At 66.4% G+C, this 20,509-nt stretch carries 23 protein-coding genes; 15 read left to right on the top strand and 8 right to left on the bottom strand.

Annotation, left to right across the window (positions count from 1 at the left end; genetic code table 11):
* Window positions 1-124: 124 nt before the first annotated feature.
* The 6 genes from fba to E4K09_RS07040 all read left to right on the top strand — a co-directional run bounded on the left by fba (window position 125) and on the right by E4K09_RS07040 (window position 6,001).
* The gene (gene fba / locus E4K09_RS07015; RefSeq protein WP_134496031.1) at window positions 125-1,213 is read left to right on the top strand and encodes a class II fructose-bisphosphate aldolase; all 1,089 of its coding nucleotides are present in this window, start codon (window positions 125-127) and stop codon (window positions 1,211-1,213) included.
* Window positions 1,214-1,317: 104 nt separating this feature from the next.
* Complete coding sequence (locus tag E4K09_RS07020; RefSeq protein ID WP_134496032.1) at window positions 1,318-1,968, top strand: thiamine phosphate synthase; 651 nt, start codon at window positions 1,318-1,320, stop codon at window positions 1,966-1,968.
* On the top strand, window positions 1,968-2,867 hold the full coding sequence (locus tag E4K09_RS07025) for a tetratricopeptide repeat protein (protein WP_134496033.1): 900 nt from the start codon (window positions 1,968-1,970) through the stop codon (window positions 2,865-2,867). The genes E4K09_RS07020 and E4K09_RS07025 overlap by 1 nt, the downstream gene beginning before the upstream one ends.
* 237 nt (window positions 2,868-3,104) lie before the next feature.
* A complete protein-coding gene (locus tag E4K09_RS07030) occupies window positions 3,105-3,899 on the top strand; it encodes an inositol monophosphatase family protein (protein ID WP_134496034.1) in 795 nt (264 codons plus the stop codon).
* Between the two features lie 117 nt (window positions 3,900-4,016).
* On the top strand, window positions 4,017-4,976 hold the full coding sequence (locus tag E4K09_RS07035) for a MotA/TolQ/ExbB proton channel family protein (protein ID WP_134496035.1): 960 nt from the start codon (window positions 4,017-4,019) through the stop codon (window positions 4,974-4,976).
* Window positions 4,976-6,001, top strand: a complete 1,026-nt coding sequence (locus E4K09_RS07040) for a peptidoglycan -binding protein (RefSeq protein ID WP_134496036.1) — start codon at window positions 4,976-4,978, stop codon at window positions 5,999-6,001. Before E4K09_RS07035 ends, E4K09_RS07040 begins: the two co-directional genes overlap by 1 nt.
* A 22-nt stretch (window positions 6,002-6,023) precedes the next feature.
* On the opposite strand, the gene E4K09_RS07045 is transcribed toward E4K09_RS07040, so the two are convergent.
* Together E4K09_RS07045 and E4K09_RS07050 are read right to left on the bottom strand one after the other, a co-directional pair.
* On the bottom strand, window positions 6,024-6,203 hold the full coding sequence (locus E4K09_RS07045; protein WP_134496037.1) for a DUF3606 domain-containing protein: 180 nt from the start codon (window positions 6,201-6,203) through the stop codon (window positions 6,024-6,026).
* Window positions 6,204-6,289: 86 nt separating this feature from the next.
* Window positions 6,290-8,089: an ABC transporter transmembrane domain-containing protein gene (locus E4K09_RS07050; protein ID WP_134496038.1), complete on the bottom strand. Its 1,800-nt coding sequence runs from the start codon at window positions 8,087-8,089 to the stop codon at window positions 6,290-6,292.
* 163 nt (window positions 8,090-8,252) lie between these two features.
* Here E4K09_RS07050 and rpmE point away from each other — a divergent pair, with 163 nt between their 5' ends.
* Window positions 8,253-8,492, top strand: coding sequence for a 50S ribosomal protein L31 (gene rpmE / locus E4K09_RS07055; RefSeq protein WP_193557260.1), 240 nt, complete (start codon window positions 8,253-8,255; stop codon window positions 8,490-8,492).
* Window positions 8,493-8,645: 153 nt separating this feature from the next.
* On the opposite strand, the gene rcdA is transcribed toward rpmE, so the two are convergent.
* Together rcdA and E4K09_RS07065 are read right to left on the bottom strand one after the other, a co-directional pair.
* Window positions 8,646-9,179 (bottom strand): protease adaptor protein RcdA, encoded by a 534-nt coding sequence (gene rcdA, locus E4K09_RS07060; protein ID WP_134496040.1) that lies wholly within the window; start codon window positions 9,177-9,179, stop codon window positions 8,646-8,648.
* 267 nt (window positions 9,180-9,446) lie between these two features.
* The gene (locus E4K09_RS07065) at window positions 9,447-9,653 is read right to left on the bottom strand and encodes a DUF1192 domain-containing protein (protein WP_134496041.1); all 207 of its coding nucleotides are present in this window, start codon (window positions 9,651-9,653) and stop codon (window positions 9,447-9,449) included.
* A 99-nt stretch (window positions 9,654-9,752) separates the two neighbouring features.
* On the opposite strand from E4K09_RS07065, the gene E4K09_RS07070 reads away from it, so the two are divergent.
* Both E4K09_RS07070 and E4K09_RS07075 read left to right on the top strand, forming a co-directional pair.
* Window positions 9,753-10,754 carry an NAD(P)H-quinone oxidoreductase gene (locus E4K09_RS07070; RefSeq protein WP_425293820.1) on the top strand — a complete coding sequence of 334 codons (1,002 nt, stop codon included), beginning with the start codon at window positions 9,753-9,755 and terminating at the stop codon, window positions 10,752-10,754.
* 150 nt (window positions 10,755-10,904) lie between these two features.
* Window positions 10,905-11,618, top strand: a complete 714-nt coding sequence (locus tag E4K09_RS07075; protein WP_134496043.1) for a DUF1013 domain-containing protein — start codon at window positions 10,905-10,907, stop codon at window positions 11,616-11,618.
* A 125-nt stretch (window positions 11,619-11,743) separates the two neighbouring features.
* On the opposite strand, the gene E4K09_RS07080 is transcribed toward E4K09_RS07075, so the two are convergent.
* Window positions 11,744-13,657: a propionyl-CoA synthetase gene (locus tag E4K09_RS07080; RefSeq protein ID WP_134496044.1), complete on the bottom strand. Its 1,914-nt coding sequence runs from the start codon at window positions 13,655-13,657 to the stop codon at window positions 11,744-11,746.
* 107 nt (window positions 13,658-13,764) lie between these two features.
* Here E4K09_RS07080 and E4K09_RS07085 point away from each other — a divergent pair, with 107 nt between their 5' ends.
* Window positions 13,765-14,523, top strand: coding sequence for a sulfite exporter TauE/SafE family protein (locus tag E4K09_RS07085; RefSeq protein WP_134496045.1), 759 nt, complete (start codon window positions 13,765-13,767; stop codon window positions 14,521-14,523).
* Between the two features lie 73 nt (window positions 14,524-14,596).
* Here the strand turns inward: E4K09_RS07085 and E4K09_RS07090 are convergent, their stop codons facing one another.
* Window positions 14,597-14,779: a YdcH family protein gene (locus E4K09_RS07090; RefSeq protein ID WP_134496046.1), complete on the bottom strand. Its 183-nt coding sequence runs from the start codon at window positions 14,777-14,779 to the stop codon at window positions 14,597-14,599.
* 187 nt (window positions 14,780-14,966) lie between these two features.
* On the opposite strand from E4K09_RS07090, the gene E4K09_RS07095 reads away from it, so the two are divergent.
* The 5 genes from E4K09_RS07095 (at window position 14,967) to E4K09_RS07115 (ending at window position 18,454) form a co-directional block, all read left to right on the top strand.
* Window positions 14,967-15,167, top strand: a complete 201-nt coding sequence (locus E4K09_RS07095; RefSeq protein WP_134496047.1) for a YdcH family protein — start codon at window positions 14,967-14,969, stop codon at window positions 15,165-15,167.
* Window positions 15,168-15,265: 98 nt separating this feature from the next.
* Window positions 15,266-15,757, top strand: a complete 492-nt coding sequence (purE, locus tag E4K09_RS07100; RefSeq protein WP_134496048.1) for a 5-(carboxyamino)imidazole ribonucleotide mutase — start codon at window positions 15,266-15,268, stop codon at window positions 15,755-15,757.
* Between the two features lie 6 nt (window positions 15,758-15,763).
* Entirely contained in the window at window positions 15,764-16,843 is a 1,080-nt protein-coding gene (locus E4K09_RS07105) for a 5-(carboxyamino)imidazole ribonucleotide synthase (RefSeq protein ID WP_134496049.1), read from the top strand.
* Window positions 16,844-17,010: 167 nt separating this feature from the next.
* The gene (gene rpsU, locus E4K09_RS07110; protein ID WP_134496050.1) at window positions 17,011-17,244 is read left to right on the top strand and encodes a 30S ribosomal protein S21; all 234 of its coding nucleotides are present in this window, start codon (window positions 17,011-17,013) and stop codon (window positions 17,242-17,244) included.
* Between the two features lie 343 nt (window positions 17,245-17,587).
* Complete coding sequence (locus tag E4K09_RS07115; RefSeq protein WP_134496051.1) at window positions 17,588-18,454, top strand: tetratricopeptide repeat protein; 867 nt, start codon at window positions 17,588-17,590, stop codon at window positions 18,452-18,454.
* Between the two features lie 51 nt (window positions 18,455-18,505).
* On the opposite strand, the gene E4K09_RS07120 is transcribed toward E4K09_RS07115, so the two are convergent.
* A complete protein-coding gene (locus E4K09_RS07120; RefSeq protein WP_166802203.1) occupies window positions 18,506-18,985 on the bottom strand; it encodes a GNAT family N-acetyltransferase in 480 nt (159 codons plus the stop codon).
* 96 nt (window positions 18,986-19,081) lie between these two features.
* Window positions 19,082-20,509, bottom strand: coding sequence for an NAD(P)(+) transhydrogenase (Re/Si-specific) subunit beta (locus E4K09_RS07125; protein WP_134496053.1), 1,428 nt, complete (start codon window positions 20,507-20,509; stop codon window positions 19,082-19,084).

Here is a 20,509-nt window from a genome sequence, read left to right on the forward strand (position 1 = left end):
AAACCGTGGCGCATCGGCTGGTCCCCGAAAGCGGGATCCACTTTTGGGCCCGACGCTCTAGATGACTTAAGCTGAGGTTCAGCTTCTGCGCTGTTTAAAAACCAAGACCAATACGGAGGACTAAATGGCCCGCATCACCATGAGGCAGCTTCTGGATCACGCCGCCGAGCAAGGCTACGGCGTGCCTGCCTTCAACATCAACAACATGGAGCAGGCGCTCGCCATCATGGCGGCCGCCAGTGAGGTCGATGCGCCGGTGATCATCCAGGCGAGCCGCGGCGCACGCTCCTACGCCAACGACGTCATGCTCAAGCACATGATGGACGCCGTCACCGAGATCTATCCGCACATTCCGGTCTGCGTGCATCTCGACCACGGCAACGAGCCCGCCACCTGCATGACCGCCATCCAGGCCGGCTTCACGTCCGTCATGATGGACGGTTCGCTCAAGGCCGACGGCAAGACCCCGGGCGACTGGGACTACAATGTCGCTGTCACCAAGAAGGTGGTCGAGATGGCCCATCTCGGCGGCATCTCGGTGGAAGGCGAGCTCGGCGTGCTCGGCTCTCTCGAAACCGGTGAAGGCGAGGCCGAGGACGGCCATGGCGCCGAGGGCAAGCTCTCCCACGACCAGCTTCTGACGAACCCGGACGAGGCGGTGAAGTTCGTGGCCGAGACCAAGGTCGACGCGCTCGCCATCGCCATGGGCACCTCGCACGGCGCCTATAAGTTCACCCGCAAGCCCGACGGCGCGATCCTGGCCATGCACGTGATCGAGGAGATCCACAAGAAGCTCCCGAACACCCACCTGGTGATGCACGGCTCGTCCTCCGTGCCGCAGGACCTGCAGGACATCATCAACCAGTACGGCGGGCAGATGAAGCCGACCTGGGGCGTTCCGGTGGAAGAGATCCAGCGCGGCATCAAGCACGGCGTGCGCAAGATCAACATCGACACCGACAACCGGATGGCGATGACCGGCCAGATCCGCAAGGTCCTGACCGAGAACCCGGGCGAGTTCGATCCCCGCAAGTACCTGAAGCCCGCCATGGAGGCGATGACGAAGCTCTGCAAGCAGCGCCTGCAGGAGTTCAACACCGCCGGCCAGGCCTCGAAGATCAAGCGGGTCTACACCCTGGCCGAGATGGCCAAGCGCTATGCGTCGGGCGAGCTCGACCCGACCTTCGGTGCAAGCCGTCAGGCGGCGGAATAACCGAACGGGTTTTCGCCTTAATCCTCATCGACAAGCGGGGCCTCGCAAGACGGCCCCGTTTTCGTTATGGGATGCCAGTCTCACTTTTCCGAGTGCCGCAACCGATGTCCGAGCCCACCCGCCTCTATCTCATCACCCCCGTGCTGGAAGACACCTCCTTCGCTCCCACGCTGGCCGAGGCCTGCAAGGACGGTGCGGTGGCGGCCGTGCTGCTGCGCCTGCCCGCGGCCGACGAGCGCAGCCTCGTCAATCTGGTGAAGGCGGTTGCCCCCGCGGCCCAGGAGCATGGAGCAGCCGTCATCGTCTCCACCGAGGGCGAAGCGGATCTCGCCAACGTGGCCGTTCGCGGCGGCGCCGACGGAGCCCATGTGTCGGGCCAGGACCTGGACCTCGTCCGGGAGCTGCGCGAGCGCCTGAAAGCCGAGCGCGCCGTCGGAGTGGGCGGGATCCGCACCAAGGACGACGCCATGACCATGGGAGAGGCCGGAGTCGATTACCTGCTCTTCGGCGAGCCGCGCCCCGACGGCTCCCTGCCCTCCCTGGACAGCGTCGCCGAGCGTGCCGCCTGGTGGGCGGAGATCTTCGAGACGCCTTGCGCGGCCTTCGCGCCAGACCTCGCGGCGGTCGAGACCCTTGCGGCCACGCAGGCCGAGTTCATCGCCCTCGGGGACGCCGTGTGGCACCACCCGGACGGTCCGGCCGCGGCCGTCAAGGCGGCGGCCGAGATCCTCGGCCGGTTGGAGGCCTCGCGCTGATGCGGATCCACGGATTGATCGGCGGCGTCCTGCTGCTGGCCTCCGCTGCGGGGGCCCACGCGGCCGGGCCCGATCTCGCCTATGGCGCCTATCAGCGCGGCCTCTATCAGACGGCCTTCCGCGAGGCGACCCTGCGGCTGGAGAAGGACAGGAACGACACCGCCGCCATGACCCTCCTCGGCGAACTCTACAACCAGGGCCTTGGGGTGAAGTTCGATCCGAAGAAGGCCGCCGAATGGTACCTGCTGGCGGCCCAGCGCGGCGACCCGAATGCCATGTCGTCCCTCGGGCTCATGGCCCTCGACGGACGCGGCGTCGAGAAGAACCCCGTTCAAGGCAAGGCCTGGCTCGAAAAGGCCGCCGCCAAGGGCAATGCGGTCGCCTGCTACAATCTCGGGCTCCTGCTCATCACCAGCGGCTCCGACATGGACCTGGAGCAGGCGGTCGCGCTGCTGCGCAAGGCGGCCGATGCGGAGATTCCCGACGCGCAGCACGCGCTCGGCGTGCTCTACCTCCAGGGCCGAGGGGTGGCCAAGAACCCCTCCGAGGCCGCCCGCCTGTTCGAGCGCGCCGCCAAGAACGGCAGCTCCGTGGGCGAGGTGGAATACGCCATCCTGCTCTTCAACGGCGAGGGCGTCGCGAAAAGCGAGTCGCAGGCGGCGCGCTATTTCCGCCGCGCCGCCGCCAAGGGCAACGCCATCGCCCAGAACCGCCTGGCGCGCCTGCTGGCGGCCGGGCGAGGCGTCCCGGCCAACAAGATCGATGCGGCCGCCTGGCACATCCTCGCCGCCGCCCAGGGCCTCACCGATCAGTGGCTCGACAACGCCCTGAAGGACCTCACCGCCGACGAGCGGACCCGCGCCGAGAGGCTCGCCGCCGAGCGGCTCGGGATGAGATAGTTCTGGCGCCGATCGTCATGCCCGGCCGTGTGCCGGGCATCCATGTCTTGGAACCCGGCGATCAAAGACGTGGATGGCCGTGACAAGCACGGCCATGACGAAGAACGTTCGCTCGCACGAAAACGCCGAAGCAGGGATCAATTGAGCACCGGCTCGGTTATCTCCCGCTTGACGCCGTCACTCCCGTGGTTCATCGACCACTGTCTCGAAATTCGCTCTTTGCCAGGACTTAGCCCTATGATCCGCTCGCCCCTCATGACCGTCATGACCGATGCCGTGATGAAGGCTTCGCGCTCCCTCAAGCGCGATTTCGGCGAGGTGGAGAACCTGCAGGTCTCCCGCAAGGGCCCCGGCGACTTCGTGTCCGCCGCCGACCGCAAGGCGGAAAAGATCCTCCGCGAGGCGCTCGAGAAGGCCCGCCCCGGCTACGGCTTCGTCATGGAGGAGCAGGGCATCGTCGAAGGCACCGATACCAGCCACCGCTGGCATATCGACCCGCTCGACGGCACCACGAACTTCCTCCACGGCCTGCCGCAATTCGCGATTTCCGTCGGCCTCGAGCGCGACGGCCAGATCGTCGCGGCCGTGATCTACGATCCCGCGAAGGATGAGCTGTTCATCGCCGAGAAGGGCAAGGGCGCCTATCTCAACAACCGCCGCATCCGCGTGGCGGCCCGCACCGAGATCCCCGACGCGGTCGTGGGCTGCGGCCTGCCGCATATCGGCAAGGGCGACCACGGCCTTTTCCTGCGCGAATGCGCCTCCGTGATGGCCCAGGTGGGCGGCATGCGCCGCTGGGGCGCCGCCTCCCTCGACCTTGCCTATGTGGCCTGCGGCCGCTTCGATGCCTACTGGGAGCGCGGCCTGAGCTCCTGGGACATGGCGGCGGGCATCCTCATGGTGCGCGAGGCCGGCGGCTTCGTGTCCGATGCTGACGGCGGTCCGAACCCCCTGGCCATGGGCTCCATCGTCTGCGGCAACGAGACCATGCATCGCGAGCTCCTCAAGCTCCTGAAAAAGGCCAGAGGCTGATTGGCGCCGGCCGATATTTTTGTTCGTGTCCCCAGGGGAGGGCGTGCTCGCGCTTGATCCCCGCCGCCGGGGCGGTCACATTAGACCCGTCCCGAAGCACATGAGCACAGGATAACGATGGCGGACCAACCTCTTACCCCACCGCGGATCTATCTCGTCCGCATGGCGGTCTTTCTGGTTCTGACAGGGTTCATCGCCTTCATCCTGTACCGGCAGATCTGGGAGGCCTTCCAGGCGAATCCCGGGCTCAACGCCTTGATCCTGGGCGTGATGTTCATCGGCATCATCCTGGCGATCCGCCAGGTCTGGCGCCTGTTCCCGGAGGTGCGCTGGGTCAACACCCTGCGGCAGACCGAGGAGGGGCTCGTCGCCCCCACCCCGCCCGTGCTGCTCGCCCCCATGGCGGCCTTCATCAGCAACCGGTCCGGGAACTCGCTGTCGATCGCCGCCATGCGCTCGCTTCTGGACTCGGTCGGCGCACGCCTGGACGAAGGCCGCGAGATCCTGCGCTACATGGCGGGCCTCCTGGTCTTCCTCGGCCTTCTCGGCACCTTCTGGGGCCTCATCGACACCGTGGGCTCCGTCGGCGACATCATCAAATCCCTGCGGACGGGCCAGGACACCGCCGCGCTCTTCGACGAGCTGAAGAACTCCCTCGCCGGCCCGCTCCAGGGCATGGGCCTGTCCTTCTCGGCCTCGCTCTTCGGCCTGGCCGGCTCGCTCATCCTCGGCTTCCTCGATCTCCAGGCCGGCCAGGCCCAGAGCCGCTTCTATACGGAACTTGAGGATTGGCTCGCCACCACCACCTCCGATACCAGCGCCGGCGCTCCCATGCACGCGGCCGCTCCGCAGGATCTCGCCCTGGCTCTCAACCGGCTCACCGCCGCCGTGAACGACGGCGCGGGCGGCCGCGCGGCGACCCAGGCCATGGCGAACCTCGCCGAGGGCGTCCAGGGCCTCGTCCAGCACATGCGCGCGGAGCAGCAGATGATCCGCGACTGGGTGGAGGCCCAGGCCACCCGCGAGAAGGAGCTGAAGCAGGTGCTCGACCGCATTTCCCGTGAAAGGCTGCCCTGATGCCCACCTCGAGCTCAGGAGGACGCCGCCGGGGCATGAGCCAGATCAATTACTGGCCGGGCTTCGTGGACGCCCTGTCCACCCTGCTGCTCGCCATCATCTTCCTGATCTCGGTGTTCACGGTGGGCCAGTTCTTCCTGTCCACCGAGATCTCGGGCCGCGACACGGTGCTCGAGCGGCTCAACCGGCAGATCGCGGAACTGACCGATCTTCTCTCCCTGGAACGCTCCGGCCGTCGCACGACCGAGGAGAGCCTCGCCTCCCTCCAGAGCACCCTCAGGGCCAACGAGGCCGAGCGCGCCCGCCTGCAGGGGTTGCTCGATTCCGGCAGCGCGGCGCAGAGCCAGGCCGGAGAGCTGAACGCGGCCCTGGAAGCCGAGAAGCAGGCCACGGGACGGGCCTTAAGCCAGGTGGAGATCCTCAACCAGCAGATCGCCGCCATGCGCCGCCAGCTCGCGGCCCTGGAGGAGGCGCTCGCGGCCTCCGAAAACCGTGACCGGGAAAGCCAGGCCCGCATCGCCGATCTCGGCAGCAGGCTCAACGTGGCGCTGGCCCAGCGGGTGCAGGAGCTCGCCCGCTACCGCTCGGACTTCTTCGGGCGGTTGCGCCAGATCCTCGGCAACCGGCCCGACGTGCGCATCGTGGGCGACCGCTTCGTCTTCCAATCGGAAGTGCTCTTCCCCGTCGGCCAGGCGAACCTGCGCCCGGAAGCCTCGGGCGAGATCGATCGCATCGCGAGCGCGCTCATCGAGCTGGAAAAGCAGGTTCCGCCGGATATTCCATGGGTGATCCGGGTCGACGGACATACGGACCAGCGCCCGATCAGCACCCCGCAATTCCCGTCGAACTGGGCTCTCTCCTCCGCCCGCGCCATCGCGGTCGTCCAGGCCCTGGTCGCCCGGGGCGTCCAGCCCCAGCACCTCGTCGCAGCCGGGTTCGGCGAGTTCCAGCCCCTCGACAACACCACGACGGAAGAGGCCTATGCGCGCAACCGGCGCATCGAGCTCAAGCTGACCGAGCGGTGAGGCTAAAGACGCGCTTGCGCGGTCAGGCGCTCTTGCCGAGCGCGCGGGCGACATCCTTCACCTGCAGGCCGACACGCTTGACCGTGTCCATGATCTGCTGGCGCGGAACGCCCCATTTGTCGGACCAGTAGCGCATCTCCCAATCCTCGTGGAGATTGATGCGGGCAGAGTCCTGCGGGTGCCTTCTGAAGGTGGCCGCCATCCCTGACCTCCCTCGTCCTGTTCGAGAGCCGATCTGCGTCGGCCTGAAACCAACACCAGGGCGAGGGATTGGTTCACCGCGAGGCGCTACTCGGCGGCGAGACCCTGCTCCCGCTCGCCCGTGAACTGAAGCCGGGCAAGACGCGCATAGAGGCCGCCCCTGTGGAGCAGGACATCGTGGGTCCCCTCCTCCACGATCCGGCCGTTGTCCATGACGAGGATGCGGTCCGCCGAGCGCACGGTGGCGAGGCGGTGGGCGATCACGAGGGTGGTGCGGCCCTCCATGAGCCGGTCGAGAGCCTCCTGGACCTTGCGCTCGCTCTCCGCGTCCAGCGCCGAGGTCGCTTCGTCGAGAAGCAGGATCGGCGCGTCCTTGAGGATGGCGCGGGCAATGGCAAGACGCTGGCGCTGGCCGCCGGAGAGGGTCACCCCGCGCTCGCCGATGAGGGTGGCATAGCCCTGCGGCAGAGCCTGGATGAAGCCATGGGCGGAGGCGAGTTCCGCCGCGCGGCGCACCTCGTCCTCCGAGGCCTCCGGACGGCCGTAGCGGATATTGTCGAGAACGCTCGCGGCGAAGATCGTGGGCTCCTGCGGCACGAGGGCCATGCGGGCGCGCAAGGAGAACGGATCGGCCTCGGTGACCGGCACCCCGTCGACCCGGATCGTGCCGTCCTGAGGATCGTAGAAGCGCAGCAGCAGCTGGAGGATGGTGCTCTTGCCGGCCCCTGAGGGACCGACGATCGCGACCCGCTCTCCCGGCGCCACCGTGAAGCTCAGGCCATGGAGCGCGCGCTGCTCGGCACGGGTGGGATAGGCGAAATGCACCTCCTCGAAGGCCACGGTGCCGAGGGAGGGCTCCGGCAGGGGTTTCGGCTCCCGCGGTCTTTCGATGGCGGGCTTGGCCGCGAGGATCTCGCCCAGGCGCTCCGCGGCGCCGGCTGCCTGCGACAGTTCGCCATAGACCTCGGAGAGCTGGCCCAAGGAGCTCGCGGCGAAGACCGCATACAGCACGAATTGCGAGAGCCGGCCGCCCGTCATCTCGCCGGCGAGCACGTCCTGAGCGCCGTACCAGAGCACGGCCACCACGCTGGCCGAGACCATGAAGATGCCCGCGCCCGTCAGGAACGCCCGCATGGTGGTGGACAGGCGCGCGGCGTCGAAAGCCCCCTCGGCAGCGAGCGCGAAGCGGGAGGCGGTGAGGCTCTCCATGCCGAAAGCCTGCATGGTCCGCACCGCCCCGATGGCCTCCGCCGCATAGGCCGAGGCATCGGCGAGCCTGTCCTGGGCCGCCCGCGAGCGCCGCCGCACCGCCCGCCCCGAGAAGACCAGGGGCAGCACGATCACCGGAATGGCCAGCAGCACGAGGGCCGAGAGCTTCGGGCTCGTGATGATCATGAGCACGACGGCGCCCAGGAACAGGAAGACATTGCGCAACGCGATCGAGATGCTCACCCCGAAGGCGGCCTTCACCTGGGTCGTGTCGGCCGTGAGCCGCGAGACGATCTCGCCGCTCTTGGTCTGGTCGAAGAAGGCCGGGTCGAGGGATGTCAGGTGCCGGAACACGGCGGACCGCAGATCCGCCACCACCCGCTCGCCGAGGGTGATGACGAAGTAATAACGAAGGGCGCTTGAGACCGCGAGCACGGCCACCACCACGATCAGAAGCGCGAAATAGGCGTTGATGTAGGCCCGCCCCTGCTCCGAGAACCCGAAATCCACCACCCGGCGCACGGCGATGGGCACCACCAGGGTCGCCGCCGACGCCAGGACGAGCGCCGCCAGCGCCGCCGCGATCCGGCCCTTGTAGGCGAGGCCGTAGGGAACGAGCGGTGTCAGGGCGCTGAGCGCGGCCTTGGGGCGGGCTCGAGAGTTTGGCAGATCGGCCATGGCAGCCTTCATTGGCGGAATTCGCGGTTGGGAGCGGTTTAACACCTTTGCCCCGGCTTGTTTCAAGGTTCTAAGTGAGGTATAGGCGCGCATTCACCAATTCAGGCTCGATCTTACGCTGCGGGCTGACCAGATGTGGCTGGCCGCGAGAAGGACTATGGCAATGGCGCGCAAAGAAACCGATCATCCCGACTACCACTTCATCAAGGTGGTCATGACCAACGGCACCGAGTACACCACTCGCTCGACCTACGGCAAAGAGGGCGACACCCTCAACCTCGACATCGACCCGAACACCCACCCGGCCTGGACCGGCGGCCAGCAGCAGCTGCTCGACCGCGGCGGCCGCGTGTCGCGCTTCACCTCGAAGTTCGGCAACCTGGGCATCGGCGGCAAGAAGTAATCCGCCTCCCCGGATTGTCCCGGAATGCAAGAAGCCCCGCTTTCGCGGGGCTTTTTCGTGAGAGCATCGGACCCAAAAGCGGAGTCCACTTTTCACTGACGTGGCCCTTCGGGTCGCTGACGCGGCCCTCTGGGTCCGCACGATGCGCTAGGGTCATTCGGCTTGGGCGAAGGCCCGTTCCAGAAGGCCGATCTGGGCCGCCACCGGGTTCTGTCCCTGCGGCTGCGGCGGGGCCGCTTCCACCTCCGAAAGCAGGCGCTCGAGATGGAGGATGCGCGCGTGGAGACGGGTTGCGAGCCCGATCAGCTCGCGCAGACGTATCGGCAAGGCCTCGTATTCCACCAGAGTCGTGGCCGTTTCCGTCGAGTTCAGACGCACCCGAGCCTTCTCGGCGCGGGCCTGGTCGGGAGTGATCTCGCCCTCCGCGACGGCGCGCTGGAGCAGAAGCCACGAAGCAATCTGCATGAGGCGCGTGGTCAGGCGCATGCTCTCGCTAGCATAGGCCACGCTCGCCTCGCGCCGAAGGAGGCGCGAGTCCTCGCGGCCCTGGCCGTCGAGATAGGCGGCCGTTTCCTCGACCAGTTCCATCCCTTCCTGGAACAGGGCCGTGAAGGCCTCCGACCCCACGAAGCTCTGCCCGAAGCGGACAGGATCGACGTCAAGTTTGATCACGTCGGGTTCGCTCACCCACCGTCTCCCAAGGCGTTCTGCCTCGCTCCAAGCCAGGCAATGTTCGATGTCGGAGGGGAATATAGAACGGGCTTTTGCAGGATGCTCTGGTAACCTCTTCTTAAGGTTAAGCGCGAGAAGCCGGGCAAAAATCGAGCCGCCAGGGGCGGCTCTTCAAGTCGAACAGGGACGCGTCGAACAAGAGTGGGAGGAAGAACCACTCAGCCCGTCCAGTGGGAGAAAACCGGACGCCTTCATGAAGCGCCTGGAGCCCTTAAAAATGGGTTAACCTTGACCGAGCCGGAAGAAGGCGCTGGCGGCGGCGCGGGAATCCTCCTTGGCGGCCTTCGCTTCCTTCAGGCGGGCGATTTCCTTTTCCAGCAAGGCAACACGCTCGTCGAGCTCATCCACGGAGAGCATCGACAGGTCCTGACCGATCTCATGGGCACTGACCGTTATCCGCGGCTCGTCGGCAAAGGGATCGAAAGCCATGGCATTCTCCTCCTGAAGAGATTTCTCTCGAACGTTAATCCGGCATGCACGCCTTGCCAACTTCGCCCTATATGAGCGGAGCTTGACCAAAGGAGGGAAATTATGGAGCCGATTCCGGGCACGATGCGCGCGGTGATCGCCGAGGGCAGCGGCGGTCCGGACGTCCTGACCATGGTCGAGCGGCCGGTGCCCCAGCCCCGCGAAGGCGAAATCCTGGTCCGGGTGAGAGCCGCGGGCGTGAACCGCCCGGACGTGATCCAGCGCCAGGGCGGCTATCCCCCTCCCCCCGGCGCGCCCGACATCCTCGGCCTCGAATTCGCCGGCGAGGTGGTGGGCTCGGATCCGAACGCCAATCGCTTCCCGCTCGGAGCCAGGGTCATGGCTCTGGTGGCCGGCGGCGCCTATGCCGATTATGCCGTCGTCCACGAGAGCAACGCCCTGCCCGTCCCCGAAGGGCTGTCCTTCGAGGAAGCCGGCGCGATCCCGGAAACCTATTTCACCGTCTGGACGAACGTGTTCGAGCGCGGTGGCCTGAAACCCGGCGAGACGCTTCTCGTCCATGGCGGCACCTCGGGCATCGGCACCACCGCCATCCAGCTCGCGAAAGCCTTCGGGGCGACCGTGATCGCCACGGCGGGCTCTCCGGAGAAATGCGAGGCCTGCCGGCGGCTCGGAGCCGACGTGGCGGTCAATTACCGCTCGGAAGACTTCGTCGCCGTGGTGAAGGACAGCACCGGGGGACGGGGCGCGGACGTGATCCTCGATATGGTCGGGGGCGGCTACATTCCGCGCAACCACGAGGCGGCGGCCCAGGACGGGCGCATCGTGCAGATCGCCTTTCTCGAGGGCAGCAAGGTCGAACTCGACTTTCGCCGCCTCATGCTCAAGCGCCTCACCCATACCGGCTCGACCCTGCGCTCCCGCTCGGTGCCGGAGAAGGCCGCCATTGCCGAGGCGCTGGAAGCCAAGGTGTTGCCACTGCTGGAGGAGGAGCGGTGCAAACCCGTGATGGACTCAACCTTTGCGCTGGACGACGTGGCCAAGGCGCATGCCCGCATGGACGCCGGCGAGCATATCGGGAAGATCGTTTTGCGCCTTTAAAGTTTGCAACATCGCCCCACGCTCCCTATAATCATCTCGTTTCCCTCACAACGTGAGACGAGATGCTCCGGTCCGGACCGGTTCGGAGCGCAAGAGAGTTTTGCCGTGCGGCGCCGATGGCCGGTGCCCGGCTCGAAGGAGGTTCGCCCCATGTCCCAGGGACCGCTGATGCCGAAGGCGACGGCCGTTTGGCTCGTCGAGAACACATCCCTGTCGTTCGACCAGATCGCCGATTTCTGCAAGCTCCACCCGCTCGAGGTGAAGGGCATCGCGGACGGCGAGGTTGCGGCAGGCATCAAGGGCCTTGATCCGATCACCACGGGCCAGCTGACCCGCGAGGAGATCGAGAAGGCTCAAGACAACCCCAACCACCGCCTGCGCCTCGCCGAATCCCGCGTGAAGCTGCCCGAGCAGAAGCGCGTGAAGAAGGGTCCGCGCTACACCCCCGTTTCCCGCCGTCATGACCGCCCCAACGCGATCCTCTGGCTCGTGCGCAACCATCCCGAGCTCAAGGACGCTCAGATCATGCGCCTGGTGGGCACCACCAAGACCACGATCCAGCAGGTCCGCGAGCGCACCCACTGGAACTCGGCCAGCCTCACCCCGATGGACCCGGTGACCCTGGGCCTGTGCTCGCAGATCGATCTGGATTTCGAGGTGCAGCGCGCCGCCAAGGACCGCCCGCAGGTGGAGCCGCAGGATCAGGGCAGCACCCTGATGCCGGCCGAGATCACCACGGCCGAGCCCGCGCGCGACGAGCCCTTCGCCGACATGAGCCGCCCGAAGCCGCAGGAGGAAGACATCGACGTCAACTCGGTCTTCGCCAAGCTCAAGCAGCTCAGGCGCTCGGACGACGAGGAATAAGACACGCAAAAGGCCCGGATCGCTCCGGGCCTTTTCGTTTGCGGGCATTTCGTCTTTCACGCGCCGTGCGTCTCAAGACGTGGATGGCCGTGGCGAGCACGGCCATGGCGGAGGAAGCCGGGCCGTCAGCCCGTCACCCCCCTGCTTTTCAGCACGTCGCCGATCTCGTCGAGAATCGCAGGATCGTCGATCGTGGCCGGCATGCTCCATGTGTCGCCGTCGGCGATCTTCTTCATGGTGCCGCGCAGGATTTTTCCCGATCGCGTCTTCGGCAGGCGCGGCACGGTGATGGCGAGCTTGAAGGCCGCCACGGGGCCAATCCTCTCGCGCACCAGGCCCACCAGTTCGCTCTCGATCTCAGGAGGTGTCTGCTGCACGCCGGATTTCAGCACGACGAAGCCGCACGGCACTTCGCCCTTGAGCTGGTCCTTCATGCCGATCACGGCGCATTCGGCGACGGCGGGATGGGAGGCCAGCACCTCCTCCATGCCTCCGGTGGAGAGACGGTGGCCCGCGACGTTGATGATGTCGTCCGTGCGGCCCATCACCCAGACGTAGCCGTCCTCGTCGATATAGCCCGCATCCGACGTGTTGTAGTAGCCCGGATAAACGGTGAGATAGGATTCCTTGAAGCGCTCCTCCGCCTGCCAGAGGGTCGGGAGGGCGCCCGGAGGCAACGGCAGCTTGAGGACGATGGCTCCCATGGTGCCGGGCGCCACCGCCTTGCCGCCCTCGTCCAGAACCTCGACCGTGTAGCCCGGCAGCGGCACGGTGGGCGAGCCGTGCTTGATCGGCAGCGCCCCGAGCCCGAGCGGGTTGCCGACCACGGGCCAGCCGGTCTCGGTCTGCCACCAATGGTCGACCACCGGCACCTTCAGGATGTCCTCGGCCCATTTGACCGTGTCGGGATCGGCCCGCTCGCCCGCAAGGAACAGGGCCCTGAAGCCGGAGATGTCGTATTTCCTCAGAAGCTCCGCTTTCGAATCGTCCTTCTTGATGGCCCGGAAGGCGGTGGGTGCGGTGAACAACGTCACGGCCCCGTGCTCGGAGATCACCCGCCAATAAGCCCCCGCATCCGGCGTTCCCACGGGCTTGCCTTCGTAGAGGATGGCCGTGCAGCCGTGGAGCAGCGGGCCGTAGACGATGTAGGAATGGCCCACCACCCAGCCGACATCGGATGCGGCCCAGAACACCTCCCCCGGAGCGACGCCGAAGAAGTTGCTCATGCTCCACTTGAGCGCGACCATGTGCCCGCCGTTGTCGCGCACGACGCCCTTGGGCTTGCCGGTGGTCCCCGAGGTGTAGAGCACGTAGAGCGGATCGGTGGCGGCGACGGGAACGCAATCGGCCCTCTTGCCGGAGGCCCTGGCCCTGGCAACCTCCTGCGCCCAGTCGAGGTCGCGTCCCTCCAGGCGCGAGCATTCGAGTTGCGGGCGCTGATGGATCAGGCAAGCGTCGGGCTTGGACGCGGAAAGGTGGATCGCCTCGTCGAGCAGCGGCTTGTAGGGGACGACTTTGGCGCCTTCGATCCCGCAGGAGGCGGAGAGAATCACCTTCGGCTTGGCGTCGTCGATGCGGGTCGCCAGTTCCTTCGCGGCGAAGCCGCCGAACACCACGGAATGGATCGCCCCGATGCGGGCGCAGGCCAGCATGGCGAACGCGGCCTCGGGGATCATCGGCATGTAGATGATGACCCGGTCGCCCTTGCCGACTCCCATGTCCTGCAGCACGGCCGCGAGCGTTGCCACCTCGTCCTGCAATTCGGCGTAGGAGATGGTGCGCTTCGACTGCGTGACCGGGCTGTCATAGATGATGGCGGCCTGATCGCCGCGCGTCGCCGCGTGCCGGTCGACGGCGTTGTGGCACGTGTTGCACTCGGCCCCGACGAACCACCGACCATAGGCTCCCGCGTGGGGATCGAATATTTTTTCGGCGGGCTTGAACCAGTCGATCTCCCGGGCGGCGTCGCGCCAGAAGGCCTCCGGATCGGACTTCCAGCGCGCATAGACCTCATGATAGCGGCTTTGGGTGGATGGCATGGCGTTTCCCCGTTGCTGTCACTGCATGAGACGCGTGTTCGCAATTGTGGTAGCAGGCAGCGCAGCCGTGGTCAGCGGCGACTTTCGACGAGTTCTCAAGGCTTCGAATGATCACCAATCCGCTTTTCTATGCCGCCGCCGTTCCGGCGGTCACGCTCCTGGGACTGGCCAAGGGCGGCTTTTCGGGGCTGGGACTTCTCTCGCTGCCCCTGATGGCGCTGGTGGTCTCTCCGGTGCAGGCCGCCGCCATCACGCTGCCGATCCTGATCGTTCAGGACGTGGTCTCCGTCTGGGCCTACCGGCACGCTTGGGACAAGCGCAACGTGGTGCTGTTGGTGGCGGGAGCTCTCGCAGGCATCCTCACGGGCTATCTTCTGGCGGCCCAAGTCTCGGACGCGGCGATCAAGCTCGCCGTGGGCGTGATCTCCATCGGCTTCGCCGTTCGCCGGATGGCGCTGGAGCGCAGCGCCACACCGCCGGCCGCCACGCCGGCCGACACGCCGCGGGGGCTCTTCTGGGGCTGGGCAACCGGCTTCACCAGCATGATCGCGCATGCGGGCGGGCCGCCCTTCCAGGTCTACGTGATGCCGCAGAAGCTGCCGCGGAACGTTTTCGTCGGCACCGGCGCGGTCGTCTTCGCGATCCTCAACTGGCTCAAGGTGCCGCCCTATGTGGCGCTGGGCCAGTTCACGGCCGAGAATCTCGCAACCGCGGCCGCTCTCTTTCCGGTGGCCATCGTCTCCACCTGGGCCGGCGTCCTGCTCGTGCGGCGGGTGTCGGGCCAGAGCTTCTACACGGCAGTCTACGTCCTGCTGGTGCTGGTTGGTGCGAAGCTCATCTATGACGGTGCGAGCGGTCTCATCTAAGCCGCTTCATGAAAAAGCCGCCGCTCCATGGAGGAAGCGACGGCTCTTGGTGGAAATGTCCTGAGGACGGCCTTTAATGCACCGCCGTATCTGAAGTTCTCAGCCGGGTAATCTCATCCTTCAGTTGGAGTTTCTTCCGCTTCAGCTCCGCGAGTCTCATGTCGTCCGAGGCTGGCCTGTTGAGGGCATCCTGGATCTCGCGTTCGAGGGCCCGATGCTTCCGTTCGAGCTCCGTCAGATGGTTCTGTAGCGGCATGTCAGTTCCTCCTGTCTGATTACTGACGGGGTTATTTTGCCAACCACAGTGTGGCGAGTCGAAGGCGAAAAGTCACAAAATCGAGAGTAGAAGATGATGCCTCCGGCTTGCCCTTCAGAAGCCTTGATAGCATAATCCGACCCTCTCGCCGGGTCCCTCGCGACACGGACATTTGGATTGATTTTCAATGACCGAATTGGCCGAACTGGAAGCGGAATTGGCACGCCTCAAGCAGGAGCACCGCGACCTCGACATGGCGATCGATGCTCTCGAGAGCATGATCGCCGGGGATCAACTCCAGGTTCAGCGCCTCAAGAAGCGAAAGCTTGCCCTGAAGGATCAGATCATCCGGCTCGAGGACCAGCTCACGCCCGACATCATCGCCTGACAAGGCCGCGCTTTCTCTCCGCTGCGGCCTTGCCTGCCGGAGGCGCGTTCGTTATGTCCGGCTGACATCCCTCGAGGCCTTCGAAGCCGGAGCACATCATGGCGAGCGTCCCCGTTGCCATCATCATGGGCAGTCAGTCGGACTGGGCGACCATGCGTCATGCCGCCGAGACGCTCGATGCCCTCGGCGTCGCCTACGATGCGCGCATCGTGTCGGCGCACCGGACACCGGACCGGCTCGTCGCCTTCGCCAAGGGCGCCAAGGCGGAGGGCTTCCAGGTGATCATCGCGGGCGCGGGCGGCGCGGCGCATCTTCCGGGCATGACCGCCTCCATGACCCCGCTGCCCGTCTTCGGCGTTCCCGTGGAATCGAAAGCCCTCTCGGGCCAGGACAGCCTTCTCTCCATCGTGCAGATGCCCGCCGGGATCCCGGTGGGGACGCTGGCCATCGGCCGGGCCGGGGCCGTGAACGCGGCGCTTCTCGCCGCCGCCGTGCTCGCCCTCCACGATTCCGCTCTGGCCGACCGGCTCGACGCCTGGCGCAGGCGCCAGAGCGAGAGCGTGGCCGAGCGCCCCTCCAACGAAGGCTGAACGCCCATGATCCGTCCCGGCTGCACCATTGGAATCCTCGGCGGCGGCCAGCTCGGCCGCATGATCGCCATGGCGGCGGCGCAGCTCGGCCTGAGAACCCATGTCTACGCACCGGATGAGGGCAGCCCGGCCTTCGAGGTGGCGGCGGACGTGACCATCGCCCCTTATGAGGACGAGGCGGCCCTCGTGCGCTTCGCCAGGGCCGTGGACGTGGTGACCTACGAATTCGAGAACGTGCCGAGCGAGACCGCCTCGATCCTGAGCGCTCATACGCTGCTCGCGCCCAATGCCCAGGCGCTCGCGGTCTCGCAGGACCGGTTCCTGGAAAAGACCTTCATATCCGGCCTCGGCATCCCGGTCGCGCCCTTCGCGGCCTTCTCCAGCGAGGCGGAGCTCGCCGAGGCGGCCGAGCGCCTGGGGCGGCCCGCCGTGCTCAAGACCCGGCGCTTCGGATACGACGGCAAGGGCCAGGTGATGATCCGCCCGGAGACCGACCTGGCCGCCGCATGGGCCGAGGTGGGTCATGCTCCCGCCATCGTCGAGGGCTTCGTGCCCTTCGAGCGGGAGGTCTCCGTCGTTGCGGCCCGCACCGCCTCCGGGGCCTTCGCGGCCTATGATCTGTGCGCGAACGAGCACCGGCACCATATCCTCGACACCACCCGGGTCCCGGCGGGCGTTGCGGCGGCAACCGAGGCGGACGCCGTGCGGATCGCCCGAACCATCGCCGATGCCCTGGATTATGTCGGCGTGCTGGCGGTGGAGCTGTTCCTGGTCACGGAGAACGGCCAGGAGCGCCTGGTGGTCAACGAGATCGCCCCCCGGGTGCACAATTCGGGCCACTGGACCCTGGGTGGCGCCGCGACCTCGCAGTTCGAGCAGCATGTGCGCGCCGTCTGCGGCTGGCCCCTGGGAGAGACCGCGCGCCTGGGCCGCGTGGAGATGAAGAACCTCATCGGCCACGATGCCGACGAGTGGGAGCGCATCCTGGCCGAGCCTGGCGCCCACCTGCACCTCTACGGCAAGGCCGAGGCCCGGGCCGGCCGCAAGATGGGCCACGTGACCCGGGTTTTTCCGGACAAGGCCTGAACCTTTCGGATCGAGCGGCGTTATCGCCCTGGTTCGGCGCTTTTGTCGGAAGGAACCCTGGACAGGCAAGGCTTCTTCTGCTATCGACGCCAGCCAATGGAGGTGCGCAAGACGCGCCTCGTTTTTCTTTTACACAATCGAAACGGCTCAAAATACGAGGAATTCGCGTGCAGGTTCTTGTCCGGGATAACAACGTCGATCAGGCGCTCCGCGCTCTCAAGAAGAAGATGCAGCGTGAGGGCATCTTCCGCGAGATGAAGCTCCGTGGCCACTACGAGAAGCCGTCGGAGAAGAAGGCCCGCGAGAAGGCCGAGGCCGTCCGCCGTGCCCGCAAGCTCATCCGCAAGCGCATGCAGCGCGAAGGCCTTCTGCCTTCCAAGCCGCGCACGACGGCTCGCTAAGATCTTGACGCAGGCCCTTTGAGGCCATTCCGTCGATTGTGAATCAGCGCCCTCTGCGCGAGCAGGGGCGCTGTTTGCATGTTGTGGCTAGCGCATCGTGCGGACCCAGAGGGCCGCGTCAGCGACCCGAAGGGCCACGTCAGTGAAAAGCGGACCCGGTTTTCCGGTCCGACGATGCGCTGCCGATACTCTAGGCCGGCGGCGACCTTTTGCCCCAAGCCTTTGGCAGGTCTCTGACTTTTTCCTCTCGACCGCCTTTCTGTTGCCGTGTTTCACGGCTGTTAAGGTTTATCCCCTAAACCTCCCCTCAATCGTGTTTGAGTCAAAGAAGTTGGAGACAAAGGTGATCGCCCTATCGATTCGCCGTTTTGCGCCCCTGAGCCTCGCCCTGACCGCCGTGAGCCTTGCCGCCTGCAGTACGGTGGGTGGCGGCGCCCCCACCCAGCGCATCGCTGTGGTGGAGGAGGATACGCAGGGCACGAGCCAAGTGAACATCGCTTCCCTGTCCGACGTCATCCAGCGCAATCCGAACGATCCGAGCGCCTACAACACCCGTGGCGCGGCCTATGCCCGCGTCGGCCGCTACAGCGACGCCATGGCCGACTTCTCCAAGGCCATCCAGCTGGATCCCAACTACGCCCCGGCTTATACGAACCGGGCCCTCGCCCTGCGCCAGACGAACCGGAACGACCAGGCGCTGGCGGATTTCAGCCGCTCGATCCAGGCTGATCCGAATTACGGTCCCGCCTATATCGGCCGCGCCAACCTGCTGCGCGTCCAGGGCAACTACCAGGAAGCCCTCAACGACCTGAACATGGCCACCCGCCTGCTGCCCGAATCCGCCGAGGCGCTCCATTCCCGCGGACTGCTCTACCAGCGCCAGGGCATGCACCAGCAGGCGATCCTGGACTTCGACGCCACCATCGACCGCAATCCCTTCGTCGGGGCTCCCTACGCGGCCCGCGGCCAGAGCTACGTGGCTACGAACCAGTTCGACAAGGCCATCGAGGACTTCAACGCGGCGCTCAACGTCAACAACCGGGACGCCGATTCCTGGGCTTGGCGCGGCGTGGCGCTCGAGCGCAAGGGCGACCGCCAGCAGGCGATCGAGAGCTACCAGCGCGCGCTCGGCATCGACAGCTCGAACGCGGTGGCCCGCCAGGGCAGCTCCCGCCTCCAGGGCGGAGTGGCGAGCCTGTTCCGCGGGTAGCCGGACAACCCCATCGGTGTTCTTCAAAGCCGGCGCACTGCGCCGGCTTTTTCACAGCTCCTTCTTCAGGAACGACACATAGGGCTCGAAGCCAAATCGGGTGTAGGTTCCGACGGCGCGCTCATTCGCCACGAGGGCGCCGATCATGAGGCGCGTCAGACCCGCCTCCTTCGTGAGGCGCTCCGCTTCGTTCAGCAGCATCTGCCCGATCCCCCTGCCTCGCCATTCCGCGTGAACGATGAGGTCCGTGACCGTGCCGTGTTGGCGGACCTCGTCCGCCACATAGGCCGCATCCTGGTCGAGCGAGAAGCCCATGGCGCCGACGACGATTTCGGTTTCTTCGGCCAGGATGATCCGCCCTTTGCGCCGGGCGAGCCGCATCATCAGCTCGTCGTAATAGGCTTCGGCGCCGCCGTAGTCCCGTCGCCGGTCGCCGACGAGGTCGGCCTCGAACACATTGAGCTGGTGGATCAGCTCGACGACCGTGCTGCGATCCTGGGGCAAGGCGGTGCGAAGGGTGATCGGGGGCATGAGGGTCTTCCGAGCTTTCATGCGTTTCGCGCTATCATGAAGGGCAAAACGCCCGGCACGAAGCCGGGCATTGCTTCCATGCCTGCTGCGGTTGCCTCAGAGGTTCTTGAGGATCTCGTCGACCACTTTCTTGGCGTCGCCGAAGAGCATCATGGTGTTGTCGCGGAAGAACAGCTCGTTCTCGACGCCCGCATAGCCGGAGCCCATGCCGCGCTTGATGAAGAGCACGGTCTTGGCCCGCTCCACGTCGAGAATCGGCATGCCGAAGATCGGCGAGCTCGGATCGGTCTTGGCCGCCGGGTTGGTGACGTCGTTGGCGCCGATCACGAAGGCCACGTCGGCCTGCGCGAACTCGCCGTTGATGTCCTCGAGCTCGAACACCTCGTCATACGGAACGTTGGCCTCGGCGAGCAGCACGTTCATGTGGCCCGGCATGCGGCCCGCCACCGGGTGAATGGCGTATTTGACCTCGACGCCTTCGCTTTTAAGCTCGTCCGCCATCTCGCGCAGGGCGTGCTGCGCCTGCGCCACCGCCATGCCGTAGCCCGGCACGATGATCACCTTCGCGGCATTCTTCATGATGAAGGCGGCGTCGTCCGCCGAGCCCTGCTTCACGGGCCGGGTCTCGACGGCGCCGGCCGCAGCGCTTGCGGTCTCGCCGCCGAAGCCCCCGAGGATCACCGAGATGAAGGAGCGGTTCATGCCCTTGCACATGATGTAGGACAGGATCGCGCCCGAGGAGCCCACCAGCGCGCCCGTGATGATGAGCGCGAGGTTGCCCAGGGTGAAGCCGATGCCCGCCGCCGCCCAACCCGAATAGGAGTTGAGCATCGACACCACGACGGGCATGTCCGCGCCGCCGATGGGGATGATCAGCGTCACGCCCAGCACGAAGGACACCAGCACGATGAGCCAGAAGGCCACGTGGTTGCCCGACGAGATGAAGGCGACGAGCAGCACCAGCAGCAGCAGCCCGAGGCCGATATTGATCAGGTGCCGGCTCGGCAGCAGGATCGGCTTGCCGGACATGCGCCCGTCGAGCTTCAGGAACGCGATCACCGAGCCCGTGAAGGTGATGGCCCCGATGGCGACGCCCAGCCCCATCTCGAACAGCGAGCCGCCAGGGATCCGGGCCGCGGGACCGAGGCCCTGCCCCCCGGGTCCGTCGTGGAACAGGCCGAAAGCCTGCGGCGCATACAGGGCGGCGGCGGCGACGAACACCGCGGCAAGGCCGACGCCCGAGTGAAAGGCCGCCACCAGCTGCGGCATCGCCGTCATGGGAACGCGCCGGGCGATGACGGCACCGGCGCCGCCGCCGATGGCGAGGCCCAGGATGACGAGACCCCAGCCGCCGAGACCGGCAGGCGTCGTGAAGGCGAGCGTGGTCAGGATGGCGAGCGCCATGCCCGCCATGCCGTACAGGTTGCCCCGTCGCGAGGTGGTCGGGTGGGACAGGCCGCGCAGCGCCAGGATGAAGAGGACGCCGGACACCAGATAAAGAAGGTTCGAGATGTTTCCCGACAT

The organism is Microvirga pakistanensis (genome assembly GCF_004458765.1).
GTDB classification, from domain to species: Bacteria; Pseudomonadota; Alphaproteobacteria; order Rhizobiales; family Beijerinckiaceae; genus Microvirga; species Microvirga pakistanensis.

What these genes read in the sequence shown, in the direction of transcription:
- fba (WP_134496031.1), top strand. Translation starts at nt 125, where the DNA reads ATGGCCCGCATCACCATGAGGCAGCTTCTGGATCACGCCGCCGAGCAA.
- E4K09_RS07020 (WP_134496032.1), top strand. Translation starts at nt 1,318, where the DNA reads ATGTCCGAGCCCACCCGCCTCTATCTCATCACCCCCGTGCTGGAAGAC.
- E4K09_RS07025 (WP_134496033.1), top strand. Translation starts at nt 1,968, where the DNA reads ATGCGGATCCACGGATTGATCGGCGGCGTCCTGCTGCTGGCCTCCGCT.
- E4K09_RS07030 (WP_134496034.1), top strand. Translation starts at nt 3,105, where the DNA reads ATGATCCGCTCGCCCCTCATGACCGTCATGACCGATGCCGTGATGAAG.
- E4K09_RS07035 (WP_134496035.1), top strand. Translation starts at nt 4,017, where the DNA reads ATGGCGGACCAACCTCTTACCCCACCGCGGATCTATCTCGTCCGCATG.
- E4K09_RS07040 (WP_134496036.1), top strand. Translation starts at nt 4,976, where the DNA reads ATGCCCACCTCGAGCTCAGGAGGACGCCGCCGGGGCATGAGCCAGATC.
- E4K09_RS07045 (WP_134496037.1), bottom strand. Translation starts at nt 6,203, where the DNA reads ATGGCGGCCACCTTCAGAAGGCACCCGCAGGACTCTGCCCGCATCAAT.
- E4K09_RS07050 (WP_134496038.1), bottom strand. Translation starts at nt 8,089, where the DNA reads ATGGCCGATCTGCCAAACTCTCGAGCCCGCCCCAAGGCCGCGCTCAGC.
- rpmE (WP_193557260.1), top strand. Translation starts at nt 8,253, where the DNA reads ATGGCGCGCAAAGAAACCGATCATCCCGACTACCACTTCATCAAGGTG.
- E4K09_RS07065 (WP_134496041.1), bottom strand. Translation starts at nt 9,653, where the DNA reads ATGGCTTTCGATCCCTTTGCCGACGAGCCGCGGATAACGGTCAGTGCC.
- E4K09_RS07075 (WP_134496043.1), top strand. Translation starts at nt 10,905, where the DNA reads ATGTCCCAGGGACCGCTGATGCCGAAGGCGACGGCCGTTTGGCTCGTC.
- E4K09_RS07080 (WP_134496044.1), bottom strand. Translation starts at nt 13,657, where the DNA reads ATGCCATCCACCCAAAGCCGCTATCATGAGGTCTATGCGCGCTGGAAG.
- E4K09_RS07085 (WP_134496045.1), top strand. Translation starts at nt 13,765, where the DNA reads ATGATCACCAATCCGCTTTTCTATGCCGCCGCCGTTCCGGCGGTCACG.
- E4K09_RS07090 (WP_134496046.1), bottom strand. Translation starts at nt 14,779, where the DNA reads ATGCCGCTACAGAACCATCTGACGGAGCTCGAACGGAAGCATCGGGCC.
- E4K09_RS07095 (WP_134496047.1), top strand. Translation starts at nt 14,967, where the DNA reads ATGACCGAATTGGCCGAACTGGAAGCGGAATTGGCACGCCTCAAGCAG.
- purE (WP_134496048.1), top strand. Translation starts at nt 15,266, where the DNA reads ATGGCGAGCGTCCCCGTTGCCATCATCATGGGCAGTCAGTCGGACTGG.
- E4K09_RS07105 (WP_134496049.1), top strand. Translation starts at nt 15,764, where the DNA reads ATGATCCGTCCCGGCTGCACCATTGGAATCCTCGGCGGCGGCCAGCTC.
- E4K09_RS07120 (WP_166802203.1), bottom strand. Translation starts at nt 18,985, where the DNA reads ATGCCCCCGATCACCCTTCGCACCGCCTTGCCCCAGGATCGCAGCACG.
- E4K09_RS07125 (WP_134496053.1), bottom strand. Translation starts at nt 20,509, where the DNA reads ATGTCGGGAAACATCTCGAACCTTCTTTATCTGGTGTCCGGCGTCCTC.